Below are 22,956 nucleotides of genomic sequence, written 5' to 3' on the forward strand. Positions count from 1 at the left end.
AGGGCTGTGCGAGGTCGCGTTCCGCTCAGTGCCCGGCGCCCCGGGAGATGCCCCGGAGTCCGGCCGCCGCGAGTACGGCTCCCAGCAGGCAGAGGACGCCGGTGACGAGCACGGCCGTGTGCACCCCGTTCATGAACGCCTGGCTGCTGCCCTCCACGACCGCAGCCCTGAGCCCCGTCGGCATGCCGGGCGAGACGGGGGCGATGCCCATGGCCACCGCGTCCCCCGCCTCCTCCAGTCCGGCCGCGACGCCCGCGGGGACGCCCGCCCCGGTCAGCTCCCCGCCCAGGGTGGCGCCGACCCGGCCGCTGATCAGCGAGACCAGCACCGAGGTGCCGAGCGCTCCGCCGATCTGGAGGGCGGTGGCCTGGAGGCCGCCTGCCACGCCGCCGTCCCTGACGGGGGCCTGGCCGACGATGGCGTCGGAGGAGGCCGCGAGCACCATGCCGACACCCAGGCCGAGCGCGATGAACGGCGGCCACATCGTGGCGTAGGAAGAGGCGGTGTCCCAGCTGAGCATGGAGAAGGTCGCGGCGGCCTGGAGCAGCATGCCCAGCGGCATCGTGAGCCGGGGCCCGAAGCGGCCGGTCAGCGCCGCTCCGAGCGGGGAGGCCACCAGAGACGCGAGGCTGAGCGGGAGTGTGCGCACACCGGCCTCCACGGGCGAGAAGCCCCGTACGTTCTGGAGGTAGAGCATCACGAAGAAGATCACGCCGAGCATCACGAAGAAGTTGAGCGCGGTGATGACGGTACCGACGGTCAGCGCCCGGATGCGGAACAGCCGCATCGGCAGCAGTGGGTGCTCGATCCGGTTCTCGTACCAGCCGAAGACCGCCAGGACGAGCACACCGGCGGCGATGGTGCCCAGGGTGCCGGCCGAGGCCCAGCCCCAGGTCTCGCCCTTGACGACGCCGAGGACCACGCAGAGCAGACCGAGCGCGAGCAGTACGACGCCGGGCACGTCGAAGCGGTGGTGCCCGGTCGAGTTCCTGCTCTGCGGCAGGACCGCGGCGCTGATCAGGAGTGCGAGCACGCCGATCGGGGCGTTGATGTAGAAGACCGATTCCCAGTTGACGTGCTCGACCAGGAGCCCGCCGACGATGGGGCCGAGCGCCGTGGAGACGGCCGAGACCATGGCCCAGATCCCCACGGCCATGCCGAACCTGCGCGGCGGGAAGGCGGCACGCAGCAGGCCCAGGGTGTTGGGCATCAGCAGACCGCCGAAGAGGCCCTGTGCGGCCCGGAAGGCGATGACGCCGTCGATCGAGCCCGACAGGCCGATGGCGACCGAGGAGAGGGTGAATCCGACGATGCCCGCCATGTAGAAGGTGCGCCGCCCGAAGCGGTCACCGAGCTTGCCGCCGAGGATCAGCGAGGCCGCGAGGGCGAGCAGGTAGGAGTTGGTGACCCACTGGAGGTCCGCGGTGGAGGCTTCGAGGGCGCGGCCGATCTCGGGGTTGGCGATCGCCACCACGGACGCGTCGAGCTGGACCATGAAGAGGCCGAAGGCGACCGCGAGCAGGGTCAGCCAGGGATTGGAGCGCCTGCCCAGGGTCGGCTTCGCCGGCTGCGGGGAGGGTGCGGGCAGGGAGGAGTGATCCACGGTGGTGGACGGCATGGGTGTGCCTTGTCTGTCGGGAGTGCTGGGTTACGTGGGATACGTCGGAGTACTTGAAGGCGCCTGAGCGCGCCGGGAGGCTCCGGAGTGCCCGGAGATGCCCCGGATGGCCCCGGAGCGGTCCGTTCTCGGGCGCGGGAGGCTCCAGGGGCACGCACGGCGGCGGATGCGGTCGTACGGCGCGTGGTCGTCGTGTCCCCTCGGCGGGGGACGCGGGGTCTACTCGGCGGCGGGCGCGGGGCGCAGGCTGCGCGTGAGCGACGTCAGCGCGCCGACGGCCGAGCCGAGCGCGCCCGTCTCGCCGTCGGTGAGGGACTGGAGGGCATCGGCGATGTGCGCGCGCTCCAGGTGCTGGACCTCGGTCAGCTCGCGCCGGGCCCTTGCGGTCAGGTGCAGGTGGGCGATCCGCTTGTCACCGGTGTCCTGGCGGCGCTCCAGCAGCCCCTCACCGGTGAGCTGGGAGATCAGGGCGCTGACGTTGTTCGGCCGCATCAGCAGGGCGTCGGCGGCCTCGCGGACGGTGACGCCCTCCCGCTGCGCGACGAAGCGCAGCAGCGCGAGCTGCCCCTCGGGCGGCCTGGGACGCCGGAAGTCCTGGGCGACCCTGCGGTCGAGAGCCCGGTTCAGCGTCGGCAGGCACTCCGCGAGCGCGGCGGCCACACGGTCGAGGTCCTGGGCGGACGCGCGGGAGTCGGGCATGACTGGGACAATAGATATCTGGCCATAGGTATGTCAAAGGATGTACCGGCGCGGCGGGGGACTCCGGAGACCTGCGGCCTCCCGGCCACCCGCCGCGGGCTCCGTGTCCCGGCCACGGGCCCGGCTGCGGATGGCTGCGGGAGGGCTAAGGTTTCAGAAGGAGCGCATCGCATCGCACCGTGCAAGGACGCCATGCACCGACACCGCAGCACATCGGACAGCACCCAGGAGCTCCTTCTCACTCTTGGGCGCCTTGTCGATCAGGCCCTGGAGAACATCAGGCTCCAGCGCGCCCGCGCGGAAATGGGCCTGGCCCTGCAGCGGCACATGCTCCCCACCGAACTGCCCGACTTCCCTGGCATCCGGATCGGGGCCCGGTACGCGCCCTCGCAGGACGGCATGGCTGTCGGCGGCGACTTCTACGACGCGTTCCCGATGCGGGACGGGGTCGCGGGGATCACCATCGGCGACGTACAGGGGCACGGGGTGGAGGCCGCCGCCTTCATGGGTGAGGCCCGCGCCAGCCTCAGGGCGCTCGCCAGCGTCACGACCGACCCCGGCACGGTGCTGGCCTGCGCCAACGATCTGCTGATCTCGCTGGGCGGCGACCTGTTCACGACCTGCTGCCTGCTGAGCGTCACCCCGCAGAGCGGCGAGCTGTCCGTGGCACGGGCCGGACACGTGCCACTCGTATGGGGCACCGACGACGGCGACTCCGGCATCTCCCAGGACGACGGCGGGGTGCCCCTGGGCATCCTGCACGACCAGTGGTACCCCGTGACCCGTCGGCGGCTGGCGCGGCCGGGGTATCTGGTCCTGCTGACCGACGGGGTCGTGGAGGGGCCGTCGTACCCGATCGACGAGGGGCTCGCCGCGGTGGCGGAGGTGGTCGCCTCGGCCGGCGGGGTCGACCCCGGCGAGCTGGCCACGCGAGTGCTCCAGGTGGCGGACCTGACCGGTCACGAGGACGACGCCGCCGTGCTCGTCGTCCGCTACGACGGTCCGTCGGGGACGACCGGGCCGGTGGACGGGGCCTGACCCGTTCGCGTACCCGGGCGAGGGCGGGACGTACCGCGTTCGCCGACTTCACCGGCCCGGTACCGGCGTGTCCGCCCCGGCGGCACGCAGGTGCTTGGTGTCCGATGCTGGAATGGTGGACAGAGCGCGGCTCCGACAGCACACGGTCCAGGTCCTGACGGTCCTCGCGGTGGCGGCCTGCTACTACGCGACGGCCCGTCTGGGACTGCTCCAGCAAGTGGTGCGCGGCCAGGTCACCCCGCTGTGGCCGCCGACCGGGATCTCGGTCGCGGCGCTGCTGGTGTTCGGGGTACGGATCTGGCCCGGCATCGCCCTCGGCGCACTCGCCGTCAACATCATCCTCGGGCCCTCGCTGCTGCCCGTACTGGTCATCGCCGCCGGAAACACGGTCGCCCCCATCTGTTCCTACCTGCTGCTGCGGCGTGCGGGATTCCGCAACGAACTCGACCGGTTGCGCGACGCGCTGGCGCTGGTCTTCCTGGGGGCGCTGGCGGGCATGCTGATCAGCGCGACGGTGGGGACCGGCGCCCTGGTCGTCTCGGGGGCGCTCCCGAGCGAGGAGTTCTGGCCGACCTGGTCGGTCTGGTGGACGGGCGACGCCATGGGCGTCATGGTCGTGACACCATTCCTGCTCGTCGTGCGCAACGCACGCCTGCCGCACGCCATCAACCCGGCGAGGTGGGCGGAGGCCGTCGCGCTGGGGGTGTGCACCGTGGCCGTCACCGTGGTGGCGACCGACACCGGTACTTCGCTGCTCTTCCTCGTCTCCCCGTGCCTGATCTGGGCCGCCTTCCGCTTCGAGCGTGCCGGGGCCGCCTGCTGCGCACTGGGCGTCTCCACGCTCGCGATCCTGGCCGCAGGACGGATGACCGGCCCCTTCGCCCACCACGGTCTGCTGACCAACATGATCACTCTTCAGGCGTTCATCGGAACCACCGCGCTCGTCTCCCTGCTGCTGGCCGCGGTCGTCACCGAGCGGAACCGCACCTACCGCGAGATCAAGCGGCTCTGTGCGCAGCTCTCCGAGAAGGTCACCCGCCAGGACCTCTGAGTCACTCGATCGGTCCAGCGACGGGTGCGCGGGCCCGCGATCGGCAGCAGGCTGAGGGGCGACGGCACCGCGACGAGGGCAACCGGAAGCCGAAATTCAGGCGGACGGGCGCCGTAAGAGGTGGAGCCATGCCCCATGTGTCTGCGAATGTCCATGTGTCCCGCCCCGCCGACGAGGTCTTCTCGTTCCTCCGGGATCCGCGGAACCTTGCTGAGTGGTCATCGAGCATAGACCGGGTGATCGAGGGCCCGGTCGCCGCCGAGCTGGGTGACGAGTACACCTGCAAGTTTCCGGGCAGACGACGGGCACACCGCCTGCGGTGCACCGCGAGCTCTCCCGTCGAGTACCTCGTCTTCCGCGGTGCGGGCATGTGGACACCACTGGGCCGCCACTCCCCGGAGCTGGAGTTCCGGCTGAGTCCGAGCGGGCTCGGTACGACGGTCACCGTCTCCGTCAAGCCCCATCTGGACGGCGGCATGATACTTCTCGCGCCGTTCGTGACGATGGCCTGGCGCCGGGACCTGCCTTCGGAGCTCCAGAGTCTGTCCGAGCTGCTGAGCTGCGGGGACGGGGCGGGAGAGGGTACGGGGGACGCCGGGGACGCGGCGCCCTCGGTGGGGTCGCCGGGCTGATCTCCGGCCACCGGGCGGGGCATCGGATCGACGCACCGCCCGGCCACCGGAGCAAGCCACGCAGCTACAGCAGGAAGTCGCGCGCGATCGACTCGGCCGCCCGCTCCAGCAGGGGTCCCGCCTGGGCCATGGATACCGCGGGGTCCGGCTCCAGGTCCGCGAGGGCGTACGCACGGCGGATGCCCGCCGCGGTCAGCGCCTGAGGCGGCAGGGCCAGGCGGCCGCAGACCGCCACGACCTCGATCCCCGCGGCGCGGGCCGCCGCCGCCACTCCCGCCGGGGCCTTGCCGTGGAGGGTCTGCTCGTCGAGCGAGCCCTCGCCGGTGATCACCAGCGTGGCGCGCGCCAGCGCCGGGGCGAAGCCGAGCACGTCGAGCATGACCTCGATGCCGGGGCGGAACCGGGCGCCGAGCGCGACCAGCGCCCCGTAGCCGATGCCGCCCGCCGCACCCGCTCCCGGCAGCGCGGCGTGGTCCGGGCCGAGGACGGACGCGTAGTGGGCGAGCGCCGCGTCGAGCGTCGCGATGTCGTCCTCGGTCGCGCCCTTCTGCCTGCCGTAGACCTCGGGGGCACCCTTCGGGCCCGTCAGCGGGTTGTCCACGTCGCTGGCGAGGATCAGGTCCACATCGGTCAGTCGCGGATCGAGGCCGGACAGGTCCGCCTCCGCCAGGTCGGCCAGGCCGCCGCCACCGGGGCCCACCGGCTTGCCGTCCGCGTCCAGGAAGCGGGCGCCCAGCGCGGCCAGCATGCCCGCGCCGCCGTCCGTCGTAGCGCTGCCGCCGACGCCGAACACGATCGTCCGGGCGCCCGCGTCGAGCGCGGCGGAGAGCAGCTCGCCGGAGCCGTACGTCGTGGCCGTGAGCGGGGCGAACACCCCTGCGGGCAGGTGCTGGAGGCCCGATGCCTCGGCCATCTCCACCACCGCCGTGGTGGAGCGCAGCGCGTACGCCGCGGTCACCGGATCGCCGAGCGGCCCGGTCACCCGCGCCTCGCGGCGCTCGAATCCGGCGGCCACCGCCGCCGCCACCGTGCCGTCGCCGCCGTCCGCCACGGGCAGGGTCTCGACCCGCACGTCGGGGACGACCCGCCGCAGCCCGGCCGTCACCCGCTCCGCGACCTGTACGGCCGTGAGCGAGCCCTTGAACTTGTCCGCCGCGACGAGCACGCGTGCGGTCTCCATCACTGCTCCGTCCGCCACCTTGCATCCCTTGCTTTCGAACAGGCAGTCGCGCCGCCCCCGACCCTATCCGCAGCGGATACCCGCTGCCCAGAGCGGTCGTCGTCCGGACTCCGCCCCTGCCACTACGCTTCCCGCGTGACCACCACTGACTACGCCTCCTACATCGCGGGGCTCCCCCGGGTGCTGGCCGCCGCGGCCACCTTGTTCCGGGACGACCGGGGGCGGGTGCTGCTCGTCGAGCCGAACTACCGGGACGGCTGGGCGGTGCCCGGCGGAACGGTCGAGTCCGACGACGGCGAGAGCCCGCGCCAGGCCGCACGGCGTGAGACGGCCGAGGAGATCGGCCTCGATCTGGCACCGGGGCGGCTGCTCGCCGTCGACTGGGCTCGCGGCCCGCAACGGCCGCCGATCGCCGCGTACCTGTACGACGGCGGGGTGCTGGACGAGACCCGGTTGAAGGCGATCCGGCTCCAGGAGGAGGAGCTTCTGTCCTGGCGGCTGGTCGAGCGCGAGGAGATCGACCGCTATCTGCTCGGCACCCTCGCGCTGCGCGTGAAGGCCGCGCTGGAGGTGCTCGAATCCGGCGGCGGCGCGGTGGAGCTGGAGGACGGCCTCCCGGCTGACCGCTGACGGCCAGGACCCGGATACCACCCGAATCACCCTTCTGTCCCGTTGTGCTGACCGGTCGTCAACTGATAGTCCGGTCGACGGCTGCCGGACCGTTGAGTTCATGTGCCATTGGTCCGCAGTGCACGCTCGACCGGCATCATCCGGACTCCACGACAGCGGAGGGATCATGCGTAAGCACACGGGACACCTCGGTGGGCGACTGGTCACGACCGTCGCAGCGCTCGCCTGTACGGCAGTTGTCGCCACGGCGTCGACGGCGCTCGCGGAACCGGCACCGGCCTCGGTGCCGGCCGCACCGGGCGGCCTGCCGCAGTCGATCGACGGCGGCGCCTGGCAGTCCGGCCATGTCCAGGGCATGGCCATCGACCGCCGCAAGGGCTTCATGTACTTCTCGATGACCAATCTGCTGGTCAAGACCGACCTCAAGGGCAATCCGGTCGGCTCGGTCACCGGATTCACCGGCCACCTCGGCGATCTGGACTTCAACGAGAAGGACGGCCGGGTCTACGGCTCGCTGGAGTACAAGGAGGCGAAGTCCTTCTACATCGCGATCCTCGATGTCGACCGCATCACCCGGATGGACATGGACGCCCAGTCCACCGGGGTCGTCTCGACCGTCTACCTCAAGGAGGTCGTGAAGGACTTCACCGCCGACATGAACGGCGACGGGGTCTTCGACGGCGACACGGGCAACACTCCCGACCACCGCTACGGCTGCAGCGGCATCGACGGCGTCGCGTTCGGTCCGGCCTTCGGCGACCGGCGCGGCAACCGCGCCGCGAAGAGACTGACGGTCGCGTACGGCGTGTACGCCAACACCGGCCGCACGGACAACGACCACCAGGTGCTGCTCCAGTACGACGTCACCCACTGGAAGAAGTACGAACGCCCGCTGACCGAGTCCGCCCCGCACACCAGCGGACCCGCCCGCGTCGGCGGCAAGTTCTTCGCGTACACCGGGAACACCAATTACGGCGTGCAGAACCTGGAGTACGACGGGCACAGCGGCAACTGGCTGATGGCCGCCTACAAGGGCTCCAAGTCCGGTTTCCCCAACTACTCGGTCTTCGCGCTGGACGGTGCGCACAAGCCGGTACGCGGCTGGGTGCGCGGGCAGCAGCGCCCGGAGCGCGGGCTGCTGCTCCCGCTGCTGCGCGAGGGGGCGCACGACGCCACGACGGGTACGTACGGGTGGCCGGCGCCGGGACAGTACGGGCAGTACGGGCTGGTCTCGCTCGATGACGGGCGGTTCTACGTGGCGCGCAGCGGCACGCTCCAGGACGGCGGTGTCACCAAGCAGACGGCGCGGGCCGAGCTGAACACCTGGACGGGCCTGACCCCGTCCCCGTTCACTCCTGCCGGCCCCGCGGCCTGACGTCCGCCACGGGGCGGACGGCTGCCCGAGGCCGAAATGGCCTCGCGGACGGTGACCGGCGCTGCTTACGCTCGCTCCATGACTCTGGTCGCGATCCTCAGCGGCGCCGGCATCTCCACGGACTCCGGCATCCCCGACTACCGCGGGCCCAACGGGCTCTGGCGCAAGGACCCGGAGGCCGAGAAGCTCGTCACGTACGACTACTACATGGCCGATCCGGAGATCCGCCGCCGCTCCTGGCAGATGCGCCGCACCAGTTCGACCTGGTCCGCTGAGCCGAACGCGGCGCACCGCGCGGTGGCGGAGCTGGAGCGGTCCGGCGTCCCGGTGCGGGTGATCACGCAGAACGTCGACGGTCTGCATCAGCTCGCCGGGCTCCCCCACCGCAAGGTCCTGGAGCTGCACGGGACCGCGCGCGAGGTGGTCTGCACCCGCTGCCACGCCCGCTCGGCGATGAGCGAGGCGCTGGCCCGGGTGGAGGCGGGAGAGGCCGACCCGGCGTGCGCGGTCTGCGGCGGCATCCTGAAATCGGCCACGATCATGTTCGGTGAGCGGCTCGATCCGGTGGTGCTGGGCCAGGCGGTGTCGATCGCGAAGGCCTGCGAGGTGTTCATCGCGGTCGGTACGACGCTCCAGGTGCAGCCCGCCGCCTCGCTGGCCGGGATCGCGGTGGACAACGGGGCGCGGCTCGTAGTGGTGAACGCGGAGCCGACTCCGTACGACGAGCTTGCCAAGGAGGTCGTCCGCGAGCCCATCGGCACGGCGCTGCCCGCGCTGCTGCGCCGTCTGGCCGCCGGGACGGGGCCGGTCGCGGGTTCCGACGGGGATCCCGGCGGGACTTCGGGCGGAACTTCCGGGGACTGAGGTACGGGGGCCCGAGGTGCCGGTGGGGCGGGTGGGGCCGGAAGGCGGTCGGCCCGGCCGGGAGTTGTCGGTGGAGGGCTGTACGGTCCCCCGCATGACAGAACCCTCCCCACTCGACGCCACCCGAGCCTCGTACGACACCGTCGCCGCCGACTACGCCGTGCTGCTGGCCGACATGATGCCGAAGAAGCCGTACGACAATGCCGTGCTGGCCGTCTTCGCGGACATCGTGACGGCGGGCGGCGGCGGCCGGGTGGGCGATCTGGGCTGCGGGCCCGGTCGTGTGACGGCCCATCTGCGCGATCTCGGACTGACCGCGTTCGGCATCGACCTCTCCCCCGGCATGATCGCGGTGGCCCGCGCGACCTACCCCGACCTCGTCTTCGACGAGGGTTCGATGACCGACCTGGACCTGGCGGACGGCAGCCTGGCCGGTGCGCTGGCCTGGTACTCCCTGGTCCACACCCCGCCGGAGCAGCTGCCCGGCATCTTCGCCGAGATCCATCGGGTCCTGGCCCCGGGCGGCCATCTGCTCATGGCCTTCAAGGTCGGCGACGAGTGCGTGCGCCTGGAGCAGGCGTACGGCCACGCGGTGACGCTCGACGTCTACCGCTTCGTGCCCGACGCCGTGGCCGGGATGCTGGAGAAGGCCGGGTTCCGTGTCCGGTCCCGGCTGGTCCGCGAGGCGGACGAGTGGGAGAAGACGCCGCAGGCCTTCTTCGTGATGGTGAAGCCCGTGGCACCGTAGCGGCCCGGCCGTGCTCGGCCGGACAGGCCTCAGTGGTCGAGTTCCTGCTGTACGCGCCGCGAGGGGCGGAACGTGTACAGGTCGAGGATCTCCGGCGGGTCCACCAGCCCGGGACCGCCCGCCTCGACCCAGGTGACGATGTCCGTCACCGCGTCCGGGTCGTTGACCAGGCCGAGCCAGACCGGACGGCCGCCCGCCCGGCGGCCCTCGGCCGACGGCTGCACGACGACGACATTGGCCCGTTCGCAGGAGTCCAGGCACTCCACGGCACGTACGGCGGCGACCGCGCCGAGCGACCGCCGCAGCTCGGCGAGCTGACCGGCGTGATCCACGTCCGGGATCTTGGGCGTCCCGCAGCAGCAGCCGCGGCAGACGCTGACGGTGGGCCGGGGCGTCCCCTCGGCGGGGGCCGCCCTTCGGGTGCGGCGGCTCATGCGGGGACGCCTCCGGTGCGGGCGGGGATGATCACCAGGGGACTGTACCGATCCCCGCCGGCGGATCGAACACCTGCTCTCCCCCGTGCGGAGGTGGGGTACAGTTGATGGCTGCGAAGGGGAGTAGCCCCGCAAACCGGTCGTCGACACACTGGAACCCCCGGGTTCCCGGTGGCCGGGCCCGTGGATCATCACGGGCGGGCGAGACCTTCGGTCAGGTATGACACGCCCGCGCCCCCGTGGGCGCTGACGTCATGCCGGGCCGAGTGGTCCTCCGGAAGCCCGAGTGGCGCTTCGCGAAGATCCGGGGCCCGGCTCTCACAGAAAGCCACCCGGAATGCACCTCGACCCCTGGGCGATCCTCACCGCCTTCGGTCTGATCTTCCTTGCGGAACTTCCCGACAAGACGATGTTCGCGTCGCTCGCCATGGGCACCCGCATGCGACCGCTGTACGTCTGGTTCGGCACGTCGTCCGCGTTCATCGTGCACGTCGCCATCGCGGTGGGGGCGGGCAGCCTGATCGGGCTGCTGCCCGACTGGATCGTCAAGCTCGTCTCCGCCTCCCTCTTCGCGTTCGGGGCCTTCATGCTGCTGCGCTCGGGCGGCGGCGATGACGACGAGGACGGCGGAACGAAGACGGTGACCGGTTTCTGGCCGGTCTATTCGACCGCGTTCATGGCCGTCTTCATCAGCGAGTGGGGCGACCTCACCCAGATCACCACGGCCAACCTGGCCGCGAGCAACGGCACCTGGTCCACGGCGATCGGGTCCGCGGCCGCCCTGATGTCCGTCTCGGCGCTGGCGCTGCTCGCCGGGCGTTTCATCGCCAAGCGGGTACCGCTGAAGACGGTCCAGCGGATCGGCGGGCTCTGCATGCTGGGGCTGGCGATCTGGACCCTGGTGGAGATCTTCACCGGCTGACGGCCGGCGCGTACGCAGGTGGCTCGGGGACGGGCCCGGACCTCGGTGTCCGGGCCCGTCCCCGTGTCGGCTTCATGGAAGAGGGCGCGGGCGGCGTCAGAAGAGCGCCGGGGTGTCGTCCTGCGTACCGTTCTCGAAGGCCAGCAGCCGCTGCTTGCGGTCGAGTCCGCCGCCGTAGCCGGTGAGACTGCCCGAGGCACCGATGACACGGTGGCAGGGGACGATGATGCCCACCGGGTTCTTGCTGTTGGCCAGCCCCACCGCCCGTGAGGCGCCCGGCTTGCCGAGGTTCTCGGCCAGTTCGCCGTACGAGCGGGTCTCGCCGTACGGGATCAGCCGCAACTGCTCCCAGACGCTGCGCTGGAACGGGGTGCCGTCCAGGCGCAGCGGCAGGTCGAAGGTGCGCAACTCCCCGGCGAAGTAGGCGTCGAGCTGGCGGACGGCCTCCGTGAAGGGCCGCGGGTCACGTTCACCGAAGGTCTCCTCGGGCGGGCGGTGCCGCTGACCGGTCATGTAGAGGCCCGCGAGGACCCCGTCGGTGGCGACGAGGGTGAGCGGACCGTACGGACTGTCGACGACGGTGTGCTGCCGGGTCGCCGCGGGTGGCTGCGGATCGGTCATGGCTGGACTTCCCGGTTCTTCTCGGTGGGCAGGTGGTTGATGGGGTGGTCGTCCACGGTCCACAGGTACTGGACCGCGTACGCCCGCCAGGGGCGCCAGGCGGCCGCGCGGGCGGTGAGCGCCGCGGGTGTCGAGGGGAGGCCGAGCTCCTCGGCGGCGCGCCGGATGCCGAGGTCGGTGGGGAGGAAGGCGTCCGGGTCGCCGAGCGCCCGCATCGCGATGACCTCGACGGTCCAGGGGCCGAAGCCGGGGAGGGCGGTCAGTTCGGTCCGCGCCTGCTCCCAGTCGGTGTCGGTGCCCAGCCGCAGTGATCCGTCGGCGAGTGCGGAGACGAGCGTGGTGAGGGTGGTGCGGCGGCTGCGGGGCAGGGCGAGCCGTTCCGGGTCGAGTCCGGCGAGGGCCTCCGGGTCCGGGAAGAGGTGGGTGAGGCCGCCCTCCGGGTCGTCGACCGGCAGACCGTGCGCGCCGACCAGGCGGGCCGCGTGGGTGCGGGCGGCGGCGGTCGAGACCTGCTGGCCGAGCACCGCCCGTACGGCGAACTCCGCGCCGTCGACGGTACGCGGCACCCGCCGGCCGGGCGCCTTGCCCACCAGCGGGGCGAGCAGCGGATCGGCGCACAGCTGCTCGTCGACGGCCTCCGGGTCGGCGTCCAGGTCGAGCATCCAGCGGCAGCGGCTGATCGCGAGGGTGAGGTCGCGCGGGTCGGTGAGGGAGAGGCGGCAGGCGATGTGGTCGGGGTGCGGGGTGAGCGCGACGATGCCGTGTCCGTACCGCAGGGAGAGGGTGCGGCGGTAGGCGCCGTCGCGCCACTCCTCGACGCCGGGGACGGCGGTCGCAGCGAGGTGACCGAAGAGGTTGGTGGGGTTGAGCGGGGCCCGGTACGGCAGCCGCAGCGCGATCACGCCCGGGGTGGCCGGGGGTGTCCCGGAACGTGCGGCGCGGCTGCGCAGTTCGCCCGGGGCGAGCGCGAAGACCTGGCGGACGGTGTCGTTGAAGGTCCGGATCGAGGAGAATCCGGCGGCGAACGCGACTTCCGCCATGGGGAGTCCGGTCGTCTCTATGAGCAGTCTCGCGGTCTGGGCGCGCTGTGCGCGGGCCAGGGCGAGCGGGCCGGCTCCGAGCTCGGCGAGCAGCTGGCGTTCGATCTGCCGGGCGGAGTAGCCGAGCCGGGCGGCGAGTCCGGGTACGCCCTCGCGGTCGACGACACCGTCCCGGATGAGCCGCATCGCGCGGGCCACGGAGTCGGCGCGGGCGTTCCACTCCGGGGAGCCGGGGCTGGTGTCGGGCCGGCACCGTTTGCAGGCACGGAATCCGGCCTGCTGGCAGGCGGCGGCGCTGGGGTAGAAGGTCATGTTCTCGACCTTGGGCGGCACGGCCGGGCAGCTGGGACGGCAGTAGATCCGGGTGGTCAGGACCGCCGTGAAGAACCAGCCGTCGAAGCGGGCGTCCTTGGAGTGGACGGCCCGTACGCAGCGCTCGGTGTCGGTGTGCATGGCTCAAGGATCCGTCACCCGGCATCCGGAGGCTGGCGAGAATCCGACATGGACCTCGCGCTGCCAGGAACTCTTCGGAGGCCGGTCCCGGGCTGCCGGGCTCCCGGGCTTCCGGGCTCCCGGGCTCCCGGGCTCCCGGTTTTCCGGGCGGGGAGTCCGCACCCCTGACGCGGCCTCCCCGCCCGGGGCGGCTGTCACCAGGAGGACTTGGTGACCCCCGGCAGGAATCCGGCATGCGCCTGCTCGCGTGCGCGGACTCGGGAGAGGCCGAACTTCCGCAGGTATCCGCGGGGCCGCCCGTCCACGCTGTCGCGGTTGCGCACCCGGGTCGCACTGGCGTCGCGCGGCTGGCGCCGGAGCTCGTCCGCGGCGGCCCGGCGTTCGGTGTCCGTGGTGGACGGCCGGCGGATGATCTCCTTCAGCTCGGTGCGACGGGCGGCGTACCGCTCGACGGTCGCCCTGCGCTTCTCGTTCTGCGCGATCTTGCTCTTCTTGGCCATCAGACATTCCCTCCCCGCGCCCGGATGCGGGCGACGGCCGCCTCGATCCCGATGCTGTCGACGGTCCTGATCGCCCTGGCGGCGAGCGTGAGCCGGACGTACCGGCCCTCGCTCGGCAGCCAGTACCTCTTGCGCTGGATGTTGGGGTCGAAGCGGCGTGAGGTGCGCCGGTGCGAGTGGGAGATGTTGTTGCCGAAGCCCGGCCGGGCGCCGGTCAGTTGGCAGTGGGCGGACACGGTGCTACCTGCTTTCTGCGGAGAACCATCTATTGGAAATGGAAATCATTGCCATATAGTAGCGGTCATGGCTCGCAACGAACTACGCCCGGCCGTCAGGCCCCGCCGGCTGCCCGTCCTCATCGTCGGCGGGCTCCACTCCGACGCGCGCAGGGAGGTGGTGGAACGGCTGCTGCGCACCGTCCCCGGCAGCGTCGCGCTCCACCACGATCTGGCCACGGCCGCCGAGGGCACCGTGCGGCGGCTCGTCCGCGACGCGTCGGGCGAACTGTCGCGCGCTCAGGCCCCGCTCGTCGACGACTGCGCCTGCTGCGCGTTGCGCGAGGACCTGGTGCCGGAGCTGGAGCGGCTGGCCGCCGACGGGGCGACCCGGCTCGCGGTGGTCGAGCTGTGGGACTCCGTCGAGCCGAGGGCGATGGCCGAGGCCGTCGTCACGCACGGCGGCGACACCCTCGAACTCACCAATGTGATGACGGCCGTCGACCCCGCTCTCGTCATGCCCTGCCTCGGGAACGGCGACGACCTGGCCGGCGTCGGCCTGGCGGCGGCCGCCTCGGACCGGCGGACCGTCGGCGACACCTGGGCACGGCAGCTGGAGTACGCGCCGGTGCTCGTTCTCGTGGACGGCGACGAAGCCTACGACGAGGACCGCGCACTGCTGACACAACTTCACCCGACGGCTCGTCAAGTATCGGTCGAATCAGAGGGATTGGGCCTGCTCGCGTTCGCGGGCTTCGACGTGGAATCGGCGGCAGCGGCCCAGCACCCGGCCTGTGCGCTGCTGCCGCAGGAGGCGGACGGGGCCGGGGTCGCCACACTCGTCTGGCACCGCCACCGCCCCTTCCACCCCGAGCGGCTCTTCCAGGCGCTGGAGGAGCTGTGCTGTGCGGCAGCGCGCAGCCGGGGCCGCTTCTGGCTCGCCGACCGCCCCGACACCCTGCTGGCCTGGTACGCCGCCGGTGGCGCCCTCTGCGTGGAGAGCGCGGGCCCGTGGCTGGCCTCCCTGCCGGACGCGGCCTGGGACTTGGTTCCTCCGGTCCGCCGGGCGGCGGCCGCCCTGGACTGGCACCCCGAGCACGGCGACCGCTGCCAGCACCTCGTCTTCACCTCCCCCGGCCTCGACCGGGACGGGCTGACCCGGCTCCTCGACGCCTGCCTGCTCACCGACGCCGAATACGCCGCGGGCCCCGAGGCGTGGAGACGGCTCCCGGCCCCCTTCGACTCGTTCCTCGACCCGGTCCGCTGACTCCGGCCGACGGCGAAAGCCCCGCACCGGCCGGGCCGGCCCCCTTCGGCTTCGTCCCGCGCCGGTCCGGCCGGCCCCTTCGGCTTCGCCCCGGATCAGCCCTGCGCCGCCAGTACCTCTTCGAACTCCGCGTACGCGTGCGCGTCGAACAGCACGAACCGCACCTCCTCCACGGGCGGCGCGGCCTCCTCCAGGACCGTGCGGACGGCGATGCGGGCCCCGTCGTCCATCGGCCAGCCGTAGATCCCGGTCGAGATGGCCGGGAAGGCGACGGTACGCGCCCCCAACTCCCCGGCCGTCCGCAGTGATTCGCGGTAGCACGAGGCGAGGAGCGCCGAGCGGTCCTCGGAGCTGCTCCAGACCGGGCCGACGGTGTGGACGACCCAGCGCGCGTCCAGCTGCCCGGCCGTCGTGGCGACGGCCTGGCCGGTGCGCAGGCCCTTTCCGTACTGCGACGCGCGCAGCTCCCGGCACGCGGCGAGGATCTCCGGACCGCCCCGGCGGTGGATCGCGCCGTCGACCCCGCCCCCGCCGAGCAGGGAGGAGTTCGCCGCGTTGACGATGACATCGGCGGACTGCCGGGTGATGTCGCCGCGGACCAGGGTGACGGTCACGCCCTCGGGTGTACGCATGTGGACCATGATGCCCCGCGGCCCGCTCAGGCCGCCCGCAGGCGCCGCCAGACAGCCTTCGCCGCGTGGTGGCCCGACATGCCGTGCACCCCGGGGCCGGGCGGAGTGGCCGAGGAGCAGAGGAACACCGCGGGGTGGGCCGTCGCGTAGGGCACTCGGGCGAGCTTGGGGCGCAGCACCGTCTGCAGGCCGGCGAAGGCGCCGCACGCGATGTCGCCGCCGACGTAGTTGGCATTGCGCGTCGCGAGCTCGGGCGGTCCCGCCACCGCGCGGGCCAGCACCAGGTCGCGGAAGCCGGGGGCGAAGCGCTCCAGTTGCCGTTCGATGACGTCGGTGGCGTCACCCTCCCAGCCCGACGGGACGTGTCCGTACGCCCAGAAGACGTGCCGTCCCTCGGGTGCGCGGGACGGGTCGACCAGGCTGGGCTGCGCGGTGATCAGGAACGGCACGCTGGGGTCGCGGCCGGTCACAGCGGCCGTCAGCGCGGCGTCGATCTCACCGGCCGTGGGGCCGATGTGGACGGTGCCGGCCCGCCGGGCCTCCTCCGCCGTCCAGGGGACGGGGCCCGACAAGGCGTAATCGATCTTGAAGCAGGACGCTCCGTACCGGTAGCCGCGGTAGGCGTGGCCCAGTCCGGCGATGCGGGCGAGGGCGGTGGGCGAGGTGTCGAAGATGTAGGCGCGGGCGGGCGGCAGCTCGTCGAGGCGCTTGACCTCCGTGCCGGTACGGATCGTGCCGCCCTGTTCGCGTATGTACGAGGCGAGGGCGTCGGAGATGGACTGCGATCCGCCGCGCGGCACGGGCCAGCCCTTCTCGTGCGCGGCGAGCGCGAACAGCAGGGCGATACCGCCGGTGGCGATTCCGCTGGTGGGGGCTATGGCATGGGCGGCGAGCCCGGCGAACAGGCCGCGCGCCTTCGCACCGCCGAAGCGGCGGGAGAGCAGCGACGCGGGCTGAAGCGCGTCGAGACCGAAGCGCACCCAGCGGTAGGGGTCACGGGGCAGCCCGTCCCACGGGGTGCGCAGGAAGTCCTGGGCGAGGGTGTCCCAGTGGCCGAGGTAGGGGGCGACGAGCCTGCGGTACGCCCCCGCGTCCTGGGGCCCCAGCGACATGGCGCTCTCCCCCACCGAACCGGTGAGCACGGCGGCCGTGCCGTCCGGGAACGGGTGGGCGAGCGCCAGCTCGGGCTGGAGCCACTCCAGGCCGTGCCGGGCGAGCGGCATCGCGTCGAACGCGGGTGAGCCGATGCCCAGCGGGTGGACGGCGGAACAGGGGTCGTGACGGAACCCGGGGAGGGTGAGCTCCTCGGTGCGGGCACCGCCTCCGACGGTGTCCTGCGCTTCGAAGACCTCCACGGCGAAGCCGCGGCGGGCCAGTTCGGCCGCGGCGGTCAGTCCGTTGGGGCCCGCCCCCACGACGACTGCATCGAGCATCGACGGCACCTTCGGACTCCTTCGTCAGCCGACGGCCAGGGCACCCAGGATATTCCGAGGCACCGACAGCGCGGGCGCGGGTATGGTCGCCGCGCGATGAACACACCTGACTCCCAGGCCACGCCCCGGGCGGCCGTCGAAGCGACCGCACCCGCCGCCCCCGTCACCGACGTGCCCGCCCGTATCGCCGGCATGGCCGCCCGGCTCACCGCACTGCCCGGCATCCGGGCCGTCGCGCTGGGCGGCAGCCGGGCCCGTGGCACCCACCGTCCGGACTCCGACTGGGACCTGGGTCTGTACTACCGCGGCACCCTCGACGTGGCCGCGCTGACCGCGCTGGCTTCCGAGGTGCAGGGTTCCCCCGCCGAGGTCGCCGGTCCCGGCGGGTGGGGGCCGTGGGTCGACGGCGGGGCCTGGCTGCGGGTGGACGGCGTCCCGGTGGACTGGATCCTGCGCGATCTGGACCGGGTGGAGGCGGTCTGGGCCGACTGCCGTGAGGGGCGCTTCGAGGTGGGCGTGCAGCCGGGGCACCCGCTCGGGTTCTGGTCCCCCGCGTATCCCGGCGAGGTCGCGCTGGGCCGGGTGATCGCCGACCCGCAAAGGGAGTTGACCGTGCTTCAGGATGAGGTCCGGAACTATCCGGAGCCGCTGCGCACGGCACTCGTCGATGCCGCCTGGGAGGCGGAGTTCTCGGTGGCGGCCGCCCGCAAGTCGGCGCCCGGCGGCGACCGGCTCCATGTGTCGCTGTGCCTGTCGCGGGCGTTCGGCATCCTCGCCCAGTCCCTGCACGCCCACCATCGCACCTGGTGTCTGAACGAGAAGGGCGCGGCGGCCGCGGCCGCCGCCCTGCCGGACACCCCCGCGCGGTTCACCGAGCGGATCGGCGAGGCGCTGCGGGGCCTGGACGAGGAGGCGGTGGAACTGGCCGCGGAGCTCGTGCGGGAGGTCCGGTCGGCCTGCGGCGGGTGAGGTGGGCCGGTGGGTGGAGTGAGTCCGCGGCGCGTGAGACGGGCCGACGGGCGGGGTGGGCCCGCGGCAGGTGAGGTGAGCCGACGGGCAACGCAGGCCCGCGCCCGTCTCGCGACGCCGGCCCGCGAGCTCCTGGCCTGATCGGGGTCCCGATCCTGATCGGAGTCCTGCTCAGGCCCCGTCGCGGAGCGCCTGGAGGACGCGTTCGACGGTCTTCTCGTCGCGGGCCGCCGTGAACGGCAGCGCGTTGCCGCCGGTGATGCGGAACGGTGCGCCGGAGAGGGTGGCCTGGGAGCCGCCCGCCTCGGCGACCAGCAGCAGGCCCGCCGCGTGGTCCCAGGCGTACTCCCAGTTGAAGGCGACCGCGTCCAGCTCGCCACGGGCGACGGCGAGGTATTCGAGCCCCGCCGAACCGCAGGGGCGGGCCTCGATCCCCTCGGTGCGCAGGCCGAGCAGGGCGCGCTTCTGGGCGTCGGTGGTGTAGTCGGGGTGCGACATCGCCACGCGCAGCGCGTCCCCGGGGGCGGGCGAACCGGAGCGTATCCGCTCGCCGTCGAGCGTGGCACCGCGGCCGCGGACCGCGACCGCCATCTCGTCCAGGGCCGCGGCGTACGTCCACGAGGCCAGGATTTCGCCGCGGTGGGCGAGGGCGACCAGGGTGCAGAAGCCCGCTTCGCCGCGGACGAACTGGCGGGTGCCGTCGACCGGGTCGACGATCCACACGGGTGCGTCGCCGCCCAGCGCCTCGTACACCCTCGGGTCGGCGTGGACCGCCTCCTCGCCGACGACGACCGAGCCGGGCAGCAGCCCGGTCAGCGATGCGGTGAGGTGTTCCTCGGTGAGGCGGTCGGCGGTGGTGACGAGGTCGTGCGGACCGTTCTTCTCGACGATCTCGTGCGCGGCGAGCTGCCGGAAGCGGGGCATGATCTCGGCGGCGGCCGCTGCGCGTACCGCCGCCTCGACCTCGGTCAGGTCTCCGGCCAGGAATTCATCGATCATGTCTCCAGCCAATCATGTCGCGCCGGGGCGCCGACGACCTGGTCATGTCCGGGAAGTGGCCGCTCAGCGTCCTACGGCGTATCCCTGCATGCCGCGCGGGTTGGCGGCCGCGGACAGGACCCCGGTCTCCGGGTCGCGGGCCACGGCGCACATCCGGCCCTCGGACCAGGGGTCGCCGACGGTGATGTCATGGCCGCGGCGGCGCAGTTCCTCGACGACCTCCGGGGCCATGCCCTCCTCGACTGTGACGCGGCCGGGGCGCATCCCGCGCGGGAAGAAGGAGCCCGGGAAGCTGTCATTGTGCCAGTTCGGGGCGTCGATGGCGCCCTGGAGGTCGAGTCCGCCGCGGACCTCGGCGCGCAGCGCCACCGCCAGGAAGAAGTGCACCTGCCACTGGTCCTGCTGGTCGCCGCCGGGTGTGCCGAACGCCATGACCGGGACGCCGTCACGCAGGGCGAGGGACGGGGTGAGGGTGGTACGGGGGCGGCGGCCCGGGGTGAGGGAGTTGGGCAGGCCCTCGTCCAGCCAGGCCATCTGGAGCCGGGTGCCGAGCGGGAAGCCGAGCTCCGGCACGACCGGGTTGGACTGGAGCCAGCCGCCGCTGGGCGTGGCGGAGACCATGTTGCCCCAGCGGTCGACCACATCGATGTGGCAGGTGTCGCCACGGGTCGTGCCGTCCTTGGCGACGGTCGGCTCGCCGACGCCCGCCGTCGGAATGCCCATGGCGTCGAAGCCGTCGCCGCCGGCGACGACCGCGTGGGCGTGGCGGCTGAGCACGGGGGTGCGGCCGTCCGGGCTGCCGGGGCGCAGCTCGTGCGAGGCCTCGGCGGTGATGAGGGCGCGGCGCTCGGCGTTGTACGGCTCCGAGAGCAGTGCGTCCAGGGGTACGTCGGTGGCGTCGCCGTACCAGGCCTCGCGGTCGGCCATGGCGAGCTTGCAGCCCTCGATGAGCAGGTGGACGTAGTCGGCGCTGCCGTACCGGGGCAGTTCGTCGGGGAGCAGGGCGAGCTGCTGGAGGAAGGCGGGGCCCTGGCTCCAGCCCGCCGCCTTGGCGAGCGTCCAGCCGTTCCAGTCGTACGTGGCGGGGGCCTCGTAGGACGCGGACCAGCCGGCCAGGTCGGCGGCGGTGAGGGTGCCGGTGTGGCGGGTGCCGCTGGTGTCCATGGTGGGGCGGGCGGCCTGGCGGACCAGGGCCTCGGCGATGAAGCCCTCGCTCCAGATCCTGCGGGCGGCGTCGATCTGGGCGGCCCGGTCCTCGCCTCCGGTCTCCTCCGCTTCGGTGATCAGCCGGCGCCAGGTGGCGGCGAGTGCGGGGTTGCGGAACAGCTCGCCCGGCCTGGGCGCCTTGCCGCCGGGCAGGTACACGTCGGCGGAGGACTGCCACTCGGTCTCGAAGAGTTCGCGGACGGTCTCCACGGTCTGGCCGACCCGCTCGACGGGGGCGTGGCCGTCCTCGGCGTAGCCGATCGCGTACCGCAGCACCTCGGCGACGGACTTCGTGCCGTGGTCGCGCAGCAGCAGCATCCAGGCGTCGAAGGCGCCGGGTACGGCCGCGGCGAGCGGTCCGGTGCCGGGGACCAGGTCGAGGCCGAGGGAGCGGTAGTGGGCGACGGTCGCGCCCGCGGGGGCCGGGCCCTGGCCGCACAGCACCCGTACCTCGCCGTCCTTCGGTGCCAGGATCATCGGCACCTCGCCTGCCGGTCCGTTGAGGTGCGGTTCGACGACGTGCAGGACGAACCCGGCGGCGACGGCTGCGTCGTAGGCGTTGCCGCCGTCCTCCAGAACCGCCATCGCGGACTGCGAGGCGAGCCAGTGGGTGGAGGACACCATGCCGAATGTGCCCTGGAGGGTGGGCCGGGTGGTGAACACGGTTGCGGCTCCTTGCTGCGGCATGCGGATGGGGTGGAACGGATCGTACGTACGCGGGGTCGTGCGGCGGCGTCCGGGGCGGTGCCGTCGTCACCGAGGAGGCGGCAGGAGACCTGTCGGCCGCCGGGGAGGCGAACAGTTCGGCGGCCGGGGCCTGTTGACGATCTGCCCGAGGCACATCACGGCGATCCGGTCGGCAAGGCATTCGACGGCGGCCAGGTCGTGGGTGATGAACAGGCAGCCGAAGCCGCGGTCGCGCCGGAGGTCGGCGAACATCCCCTCCCCCTCCCTCAACGACGTCGGCCCTCCAGGACCACAACCGGGTCCTGGAAGGCCGATGCAGGGCGAGGTCGGGCGGGCGGGCCCTCAGAGCCAGCCGTCGTCCCTCGGCGGGTCGCAGAGCTCGAAGACCACTTCGCCCGCGTCCGGGCCGTCCGCGACGACGGGACGCACCTGGGCGCCGACCGCCACTCGGTGCGGGGCCGCGCCCACGACACGGCAGCGGAACACGAAGCCCTCGGGGAGACGGACGAGGGACTCGTTGCGTGCGGCGTCCGTGTAGCGGTGGATGACACCGGACCGCACCACGACACCCAGGCCGGCGCTGCGCTCGGGCTTCAGGTCACCCGACGCGCACACCGGGCACAGCAGCCTGCGGAAGGAGGCCGTGCCGCACCAGCGGCAGCGGTGGTACTCCAGCCCGGCTTCCTCATGCACCGTCTGCACGGTGCCACTTGATGACTGGGACACGTTCGACCCCCTGCGCTCGGCTCGGATGCGCCGCACCTCGCGTCGGCGCGTCCGCACCATAGGGCACTGAGTGCCGGAACGTAAAGACACTCAGTGCCAGACCGAGCCCGACAGCATGGTCAGCCCTGCCCGATGACGGACTCGATCTGCTGCACCACGCGCCACATCGGAGCCCCCTTCGAGGCGACCATCACCACCACATCACCGTCCGTCGAAGGCATCGATGCCCCCTCTTCCGCCTCGCTCCCCCACACCCGGTGCACCATCCCGAGTGCGTGGTCGACGGCGGCCTCCGCATCCCCCTCGCCACCCGAACGCAGCCATGTCCGCAGTCCGTTGTTGTGCGCCGCGACCACGGACGCGGCGATCACCTCGGCGCGCAGCGCCCCGTCGCCCGACTCCCCGTACCTGCCACGCAGATATCCGGCCATCGTCTGCTCGTACCGCCGCACCACCGACAGCTCGTAGGTACGCAGTCCGGGGACCTCCCGGGTGAGCCGGTACCGCTGGACGGAGAACTCCGGGTTGGCGGAGTACATGCGCAGTACCAGCCTGGCTGCGTCGCTCACCGCGTCCACCGGATCGGCGTCGCCGGCCCGTTCCAGGAACGCGGTCATGTCGGCGAGGCACCGCTCGTGGTCCGGGAAGACCGCGTCCTCCTTGGACGGGAAGTACCGGAAGAACGACCGGCGCCCGACCCCCGCCCGCGCCACGATGTCGTCCACCGTGGTCTGTTCGAAGCCCCGCTCCAGGAAGAGCTGGAAGGCCGCCTCGGCGAGCACCTCCCGCATCGGTGCCTTCTTCGCTGGCCTGCGCGCGTCAGTCATGCCGGGAACGTAGCACCGGAAGGCCGAATCCGACACTGGGTACCTTTACAGAGGGTACTGAGTGCCATAATGTCGTCCCTACGAACCACACCCAGGTAGGAGAGCCGGCGTGAGCTTGAGGATCGTTGTCTGTGTGAAGTACGTGCCCGACGCCACCGGTGACCGGCATTTCGCCGATGACCTGACGGTG

25 protein-coding genes and 1 pseudogene are annotated in these 22,956 nt (G+C 72.5%); 11 read left to right on the top strand and 15 right to left on the bottom strand.

Features of this window, described 5'->3' with window-relative positions:
• Positions 1-25 precede the first annotated feature (25 nt).
• Both ACFYY7_RS26655 and ACFYY7_RS26660 read right to left on the bottom strand, forming a co-directional pair.
• Positions 26-1,618 (bottom strand): MFS transporter, encoded by a 1,593-nt coding sequence (locus ACFYY7_RS26655; protein WP_388665179.1) that lies wholly within the window; start codon positions 1,616-1,618, stop codon positions 26-28.
• A gap of 219 nt (positions 1,619-1,837) precedes the next feature.
• The gene (locus ACFYY7_RS26660; RefSeq protein WP_388665180.1) at positions 1,838-2,317 is read right to left on the bottom strand and encodes a MarR family winged helix-turn-helix transcriptional regulator; all 480 of its coding nucleotides are present in this window, start codon (positions 2,315-2,317) and stop codon (positions 1,838-1,840) included.
• A gap of 192 nt (positions 2,318-2,509) precedes the next feature.
• Between ACFYY7_RS26660 and ACFYY7_RS26665 the strand changes: the two genes are divergently transcribed.
• From ACFYY7_RS26665 to ACFYY7_RS26675, 3 genes are all read left to right on the top strand, one after another.
• A complete protein-coding gene (locus ACFYY7_RS26665; protein WP_388665182.1) occupies positions 2,510-3,355 on the top strand; it encodes a PP2C family protein-serine/threonine phosphatase in 846 nt (281 codons plus the stop codon).
• Between the two features lie 112 nt (positions 3,356-3,467).
• Positions 3,468-4,406, top strand: coding sequence for an MASE1 domain-containing protein (locus ACFYY7_RS26670; protein ID WP_388665184.1), 939 nt, complete (start codon positions 3,468-3,470; stop codon positions 4,404-4,406).
• A 128-nt stretch (positions 4,407-4,534) separates the two neighbouring features.
• Positions 4,535-5,038 (top strand): SRPBCC family protein, encoded by a 504-nt coding sequence (locus tag ACFYY7_RS26675; RefSeq protein WP_388665186.1) that lies wholly within the window; start codon positions 4,535-4,537, stop codon positions 5,036-5,038.
• Positions 5,039-5,102: 64 nt separating this feature from the next.
• On the opposite strand, the gene ACFYY7_RS26680 is transcribed toward ACFYY7_RS26675, so the two are convergent.
• A complete protein-coding gene (locus ACFYY7_RS26680; protein ID WP_388665188.1) occupies positions 5,103-6,218 on the bottom strand; it encodes a glycerate kinase in 1,116 nt (371 codons plus the stop codon).
• A gap of 135 nt (positions 6,219-6,353) precedes the next feature.
• Between ACFYY7_RS26680 and ACFYY7_RS26685 the strand changes: the two genes are divergently transcribed.
• The 4 genes from ACFYY7_RS26685 (at position 6,354) to ACFYY7_RS26700 (ending at position 9,835) form a co-directional block, all read left to right on the top strand.
• Complete coding sequence (locus ACFYY7_RS26685) at positions 6,354-6,848, top strand: NUDIX domain-containing protein (RefSeq protein ID WP_388665190.1); 495 nt, start codon at positions 6,354-6,356, stop codon at positions 6,846-6,848.
• Positions 6,849-7,014: 166 nt separating this feature from the next.
• On the top strand, positions 7,015-8,223 hold the full coding sequence (locus tag ACFYY7_RS26690) for a hypothetical protein (RefSeq protein WP_388665191.1): 1,209 nt from the start codon (positions 7,015-7,017) through the stop codon (positions 8,221-8,223).
• Positions 8,224-8,301: 78 nt separating this feature from the next.
• Entirely contained in the window at positions 8,302-9,087 is a 786-nt protein-coding gene (locus ACFYY7_RS26695; RefSeq protein WP_388665193.1) for an NAD-dependent deacetylase, read from the top strand.
• A gap of 94 nt (positions 9,088-9,181) precedes the next feature.
• Entirely contained in the window at positions 9,182-9,835 is a 654-nt protein-coding gene (locus tag ACFYY7_RS26700) for a class I SAM-dependent methyltransferase (protein ID WP_388665195.1), read from the top strand.
• 29 nt (positions 9,836-9,864) lie between these two features.
• Here the strand turns inward: ACFYY7_RS26700 and ACFYY7_RS26705 are convergent, their stop codons facing one another.
• Positions 9,865-10,269: a (2Fe-2S) ferredoxin domain-containing protein gene (locus ACFYY7_RS26705; protein WP_388665197.1), complete on the bottom strand. Its 405-nt coding sequence runs from the start codon at positions 10,267-10,269 to the stop codon at positions 9,865-9,867.
• Positions 10,270-10,606: 337 nt separating this feature from the next.
• Here ACFYY7_RS26705 and ACFYY7_RS26710 point away from each other — a divergent pair, with 337 nt between their 5' ends.
• Positions 10,607-11,191, top strand: a complete 585-nt coding sequence (locus ACFYY7_RS26710; protein WP_388595107.1) for a TMEM165/GDT1 family protein — start codon at positions 10,607-10,609, stop codon at positions 11,189-11,191.
• Positions 11,192-11,287: 96 nt separating this feature from the next.
• On the opposite strand, the gene ACFYY7_RS26715 is transcribed toward ACFYY7_RS26710, so the two are convergent.
• The 4 genes from ACFYY7_RS26715 to rpmB form a co-directional block, all read right to left on the bottom strand.
• The gene (locus tag ACFYY7_RS26715) at positions 11,288-11,812 is read right to left on the bottom strand and encodes a methylated-DNA--[protein]-cysteine S-methyltransferase (protein ID WP_388665199.1); all 525 of its coding nucleotides are present in this window, start codon (positions 11,810-11,812) and stop codon (positions 11,288-11,290) included.
• The gene (locus ACFYY7_RS26720; protein WP_388665200.1) at positions 11,809-13,305 is read right to left on the bottom strand and encodes an AlkA N-terminal domain-containing protein; all 1,497 of its coding nucleotides are present in this window, start codon (positions 13,303-13,305) and stop codon (positions 11,809-11,811) included. Before ACFYY7_RS26720 ends, ACFYY7_RS26715 begins: the two co-directional genes overlap by 4 nt.
• 194 nt (positions 13,306-13,499) lie before the next feature.
• Positions 13,500-13,805 carry a 30S ribosomal protein S14 gene (gene rpsN, locus ACFYY7_RS26725; protein ID WP_388665202.1) on the bottom strand — a complete coding sequence of 102 codons (306 nt, stop codon included), beginning with the start codon at positions 13,803-13,805 and terminating at the stop codon, positions 13,500-13,502.
• Positions 13,805-14,041 carry a 50S ribosomal protein L28 gene (gene rpmB, locus ACFYY7_RS26730; protein WP_388665204.1) on the bottom strand — a complete coding sequence of 79 codons (237 nt, stop codon included), beginning with the start codon at positions 14,039-14,041 and terminating at the stop codon, positions 13,805-13,807. Before rpmB ends, rpsN begins: the two co-directional genes overlap by 1 nt.
• A 67-nt stretch (positions 14,042-14,108) precedes the next feature.
• Between rpmB and ACFYY7_RS26735 the strand changes: the two genes are divergently transcribed.
• Positions 14,109-15,287: a CobW family GTP-binding protein gene (locus ACFYY7_RS26735; protein ID WP_388665206.1), complete on the top strand. Its 1,179-nt coding sequence runs from the start codon at positions 14,109-14,111 to the stop codon at positions 15,285-15,287.
• Between the two features lie 95 nt (positions 15,288-15,382).
• Here the strand turns inward: ACFYY7_RS26735 and ACFYY7_RS26740 are convergent, their stop codons facing one another.
• Together ACFYY7_RS26740 and ACFYY7_RS26745 are read right to left on the bottom strand one after the other, a co-directional pair.
• Positions 15,383-15,919, bottom strand: coding sequence for an O-acetyl-ADP-ribose deacetylase (locus tag ACFYY7_RS26740; RefSeq protein WP_351258157.1), 537 nt, complete (start codon positions 15,917-15,919; stop codon positions 15,383-15,385).
• Between the two features lie 26 nt (positions 15,920-15,945).
• Entirely contained in the window at positions 15,946-17,361 is a 1,416-nt protein-coding gene (locus ACFYY7_RS26745) for an NAD(P)/FAD-dependent oxidoreductase (RefSeq protein WP_356086950.1), read from the bottom strand.
• Positions 17,362-17,544: 183 nt separating this feature from the next.
• Between ACFYY7_RS26745 and ACFYY7_RS26750 the strand changes: the two genes are divergently transcribed.
• Positions 17,545-18,321, top strand: a complete 777-nt coding sequence (locus ACFYY7_RS26750) for a nucleotidyltransferase domain-containing protein (RefSeq protein WP_388665241.1) — start codon at positions 17,545-17,547, stop codon at positions 18,319-18,321.
• A gap of 171 nt (positions 18,322-18,492) precedes the next feature.
• Here the strand turns inward: ACFYY7_RS26750 and ACFYY7_RS26755 are convergent, their stop codons facing one another.
• The 5 genes from ACFYY7_RS26755 to ACFYY7_RS26775 form a co-directional block, all read right to left on the bottom strand.
• A complete protein-coding gene (locus ACFYY7_RS26755) occupies positions 18,493-19,320 on the bottom strand; it encodes an inositol monophosphatase family protein (RefSeq protein WP_388665208.1) in 828 nt (275 codons plus the stop codon).
• A 63-nt stretch (positions 19,321-19,383) separates the two neighbouring features.
• A complete protein-coding gene (locus ACFYY7_RS26760; protein ID WP_388665210.1) occupies positions 19,384-21,189 on the bottom strand; it encodes a gamma-glutamyltransferase family protein in 1,806 nt (601 codons plus the stop codon).
• Positions 21,190-21,279: 90 nt separating this feature from the next.
• Entirely contained in the window at positions 21,280-21,465 is a 186-nt protein-coding gene (locus ACFYY7_RS26765; protein ID WP_388665212.1) for a hypothetical protein, read from the bottom strand.
• Positions 21,466-21,555: 90 nt separating this feature from the next.
• Positions 21,556-21,915 (bottom strand): Zn-ribbon domain-containing OB-fold protein, encoded by a 360-nt coding sequence (locus tag ACFYY7_RS26770; RefSeq protein WP_388665214.1) that lies wholly within the window; start codon positions 21,913-21,915, stop codon positions 21,556-21,558.
• Positions 21,916-22,058: 143 nt separating this feature from the next.
• Positions 22,059-22,730 carry a TetR family transcriptional regulator gene (locus tag ACFYY7_RS26775; protein ID WP_383718593.1) on the bottom strand — a complete coding sequence of 224 codons (672 nt, stop codon included), beginning with the start codon at positions 22,728-22,730 and terminating at the stop codon, positions 22,059-22,061.
• Between the two features lie 145 nt (positions 22,731-22,875).
• Between ACFYY7_RS26775 and ACFYY7_RS26780 the strand changes: the two are divergent.
• A pseudogene (locus tag ACFYY7_RS26780) lies at positions 22,876-22,956 on the top strand (electron transfer flavoprotein subunit beta); the annotation flags it as partial.

Source organism: Streptomyces sp. NPDC001933 (genome assembly GCF_042890955.1).
In the GTDB taxonomy this organism is placed as follows: Bacteria; Actinomycetota; Actinomycetes; order Streptomycetales; family Streptomycetaceae; genus Streptomyces.

Excerpts from the sequence above, each read along its gene's own strand:
- ACFYY7_RS26655 (WP_388665179.1), bottom strand. The coding sequence starts at position 1,618 with ATGCCGTCCACCACCGTGGATCACTCCTCCCTGCCCGCACCCTCCCCG.
- ACFYY7_RS26660 (WP_388665180.1), bottom strand. The coding sequence starts at position 2,317 with ATGCCCGACTCCCGCGCGTCCGCCCAGGACCTCGACCGTGTGGCCGCC.
- ACFYY7_RS26665 (WP_388665182.1), top strand. The coding sequence starts at position 2,510 with ATGCACCGACACCGCAGCACATCGGACAGCACCCAGGAGCTCCTTCTC.
- ACFYY7_RS26670 (WP_388665184.1), top strand. The coding sequence starts at position 3,468 with ATGGTGGACAGAGCGCGGCTCCGACAGCACACGGTCCAGGTCCTGACG.
- ACFYY7_RS26675 (WP_388665186.1), top strand. The coding sequence starts at position 4,535 with ATGCCCCATGTGTCTGCGAATGTCCATGTGTCCCGCCCCGCCGACGAG.
- ACFYY7_RS26680 (WP_388665188.1), bottom strand. The coding sequence starts at position 6,218 with ATGGAGACCGCACGCGTGCTCGTCGCGGCGGACAAGTTCAAGGGCTCG.
- ACFYY7_RS26690 (WP_388665191.1), top strand. The coding sequence starts at position 7,015 with ATGCGTAAGCACACGGGACACCTCGGTGGGCGACTGGTCACGACCGTC.
- ACFYY7_RS26695 (WP_388665193.1), top strand. The coding sequence starts at position 8,302 with ATGACTCTGGTCGCGATCCTCAGCGGCGCCGGCATCTCCACGGACTCC.
- ACFYY7_RS26700 (WP_388665195.1), top strand. The coding sequence starts at position 9,182 with ATGACAGAACCCTCCCCACTCGACGCCACCCGAGCCTCGTACGACACC.
- ACFYY7_RS26705 (WP_388665197.1), bottom strand. The coding sequence starts at position 10,269 with ATGAGCCGCCGCACCCGAAGGGCGGCCCCCGCCGAGGGGACGCCCCGG.
- ACFYY7_RS26710 (WP_388595107.1), top strand. The coding sequence starts at position 10,607 with ATGCACCTCGACCCCTGGGCGATCCTCACCGCCTTCGGTCTGATCTTC.
- ACFYY7_RS26715 (WP_388665199.1), bottom strand. The coding sequence starts at position 11,812 with ATGACCGATCCGCAGCCACCCGCGGCGACCCGGCAGCACACCGTCGTC.
- ACFYY7_RS26720 (WP_388665200.1), bottom strand. The coding sequence starts at position 13,305 with ATGCACACCGACACCGAGCGCTGCGTACGGGCCGTCCACTCCAAGGAC.
- rpsN (WP_388665202.1), bottom strand. The coding sequence starts at position 13,805 with ATGGCCAAGAAGAGCAAGATCGCGCAGAACGAGAAGCGCAGGGCGACC.
- ACFYY7_RS26735 (WP_388665206.1), top strand. The coding sequence starts at position 14,109 with ATGGCTCGCAACGAACTACGCCCGGCCGTCAGGCCCCGCCGGCTGCCC.
- ACFYY7_RS26740 (WP_351258157.1), bottom strand. The coding sequence starts at position 15,919 with ATGCGTACACCCGAGGGCGTGACCGTCACCCTGGTCCGCGGCGACATC.
- ACFYY7_RS26750 (WP_388665241.1), top strand. The coding sequence starts at position 17,545 with ATGGCCGCCCGGCTCACCGCACTGCCCGGCATCCGGGCCGTCGCGCTG.
- ACFYY7_RS26755 (WP_388665208.1), bottom strand. The coding sequence starts at position 19,320 with ATGATCGATGAATTCCTGGCCGGAGACCTGACCGAGGTCGAGGCGGCG.
- ACFYY7_RS26765 (WP_388665212.1), bottom strand. The coding sequence starts at position 21,465 with ATGTTCGCCGACCTCCGGCGCGACCGCGGCTTCGGCTGCCTGTTCATC.
- ACFYY7_RS26775 (WP_383718593.1), bottom strand. The coding sequence starts at position 22,730 with ATGCGGGAGGTGCTCGCCGAGGCGGCCTTCCAGCTCTTCCTGGAGCGG.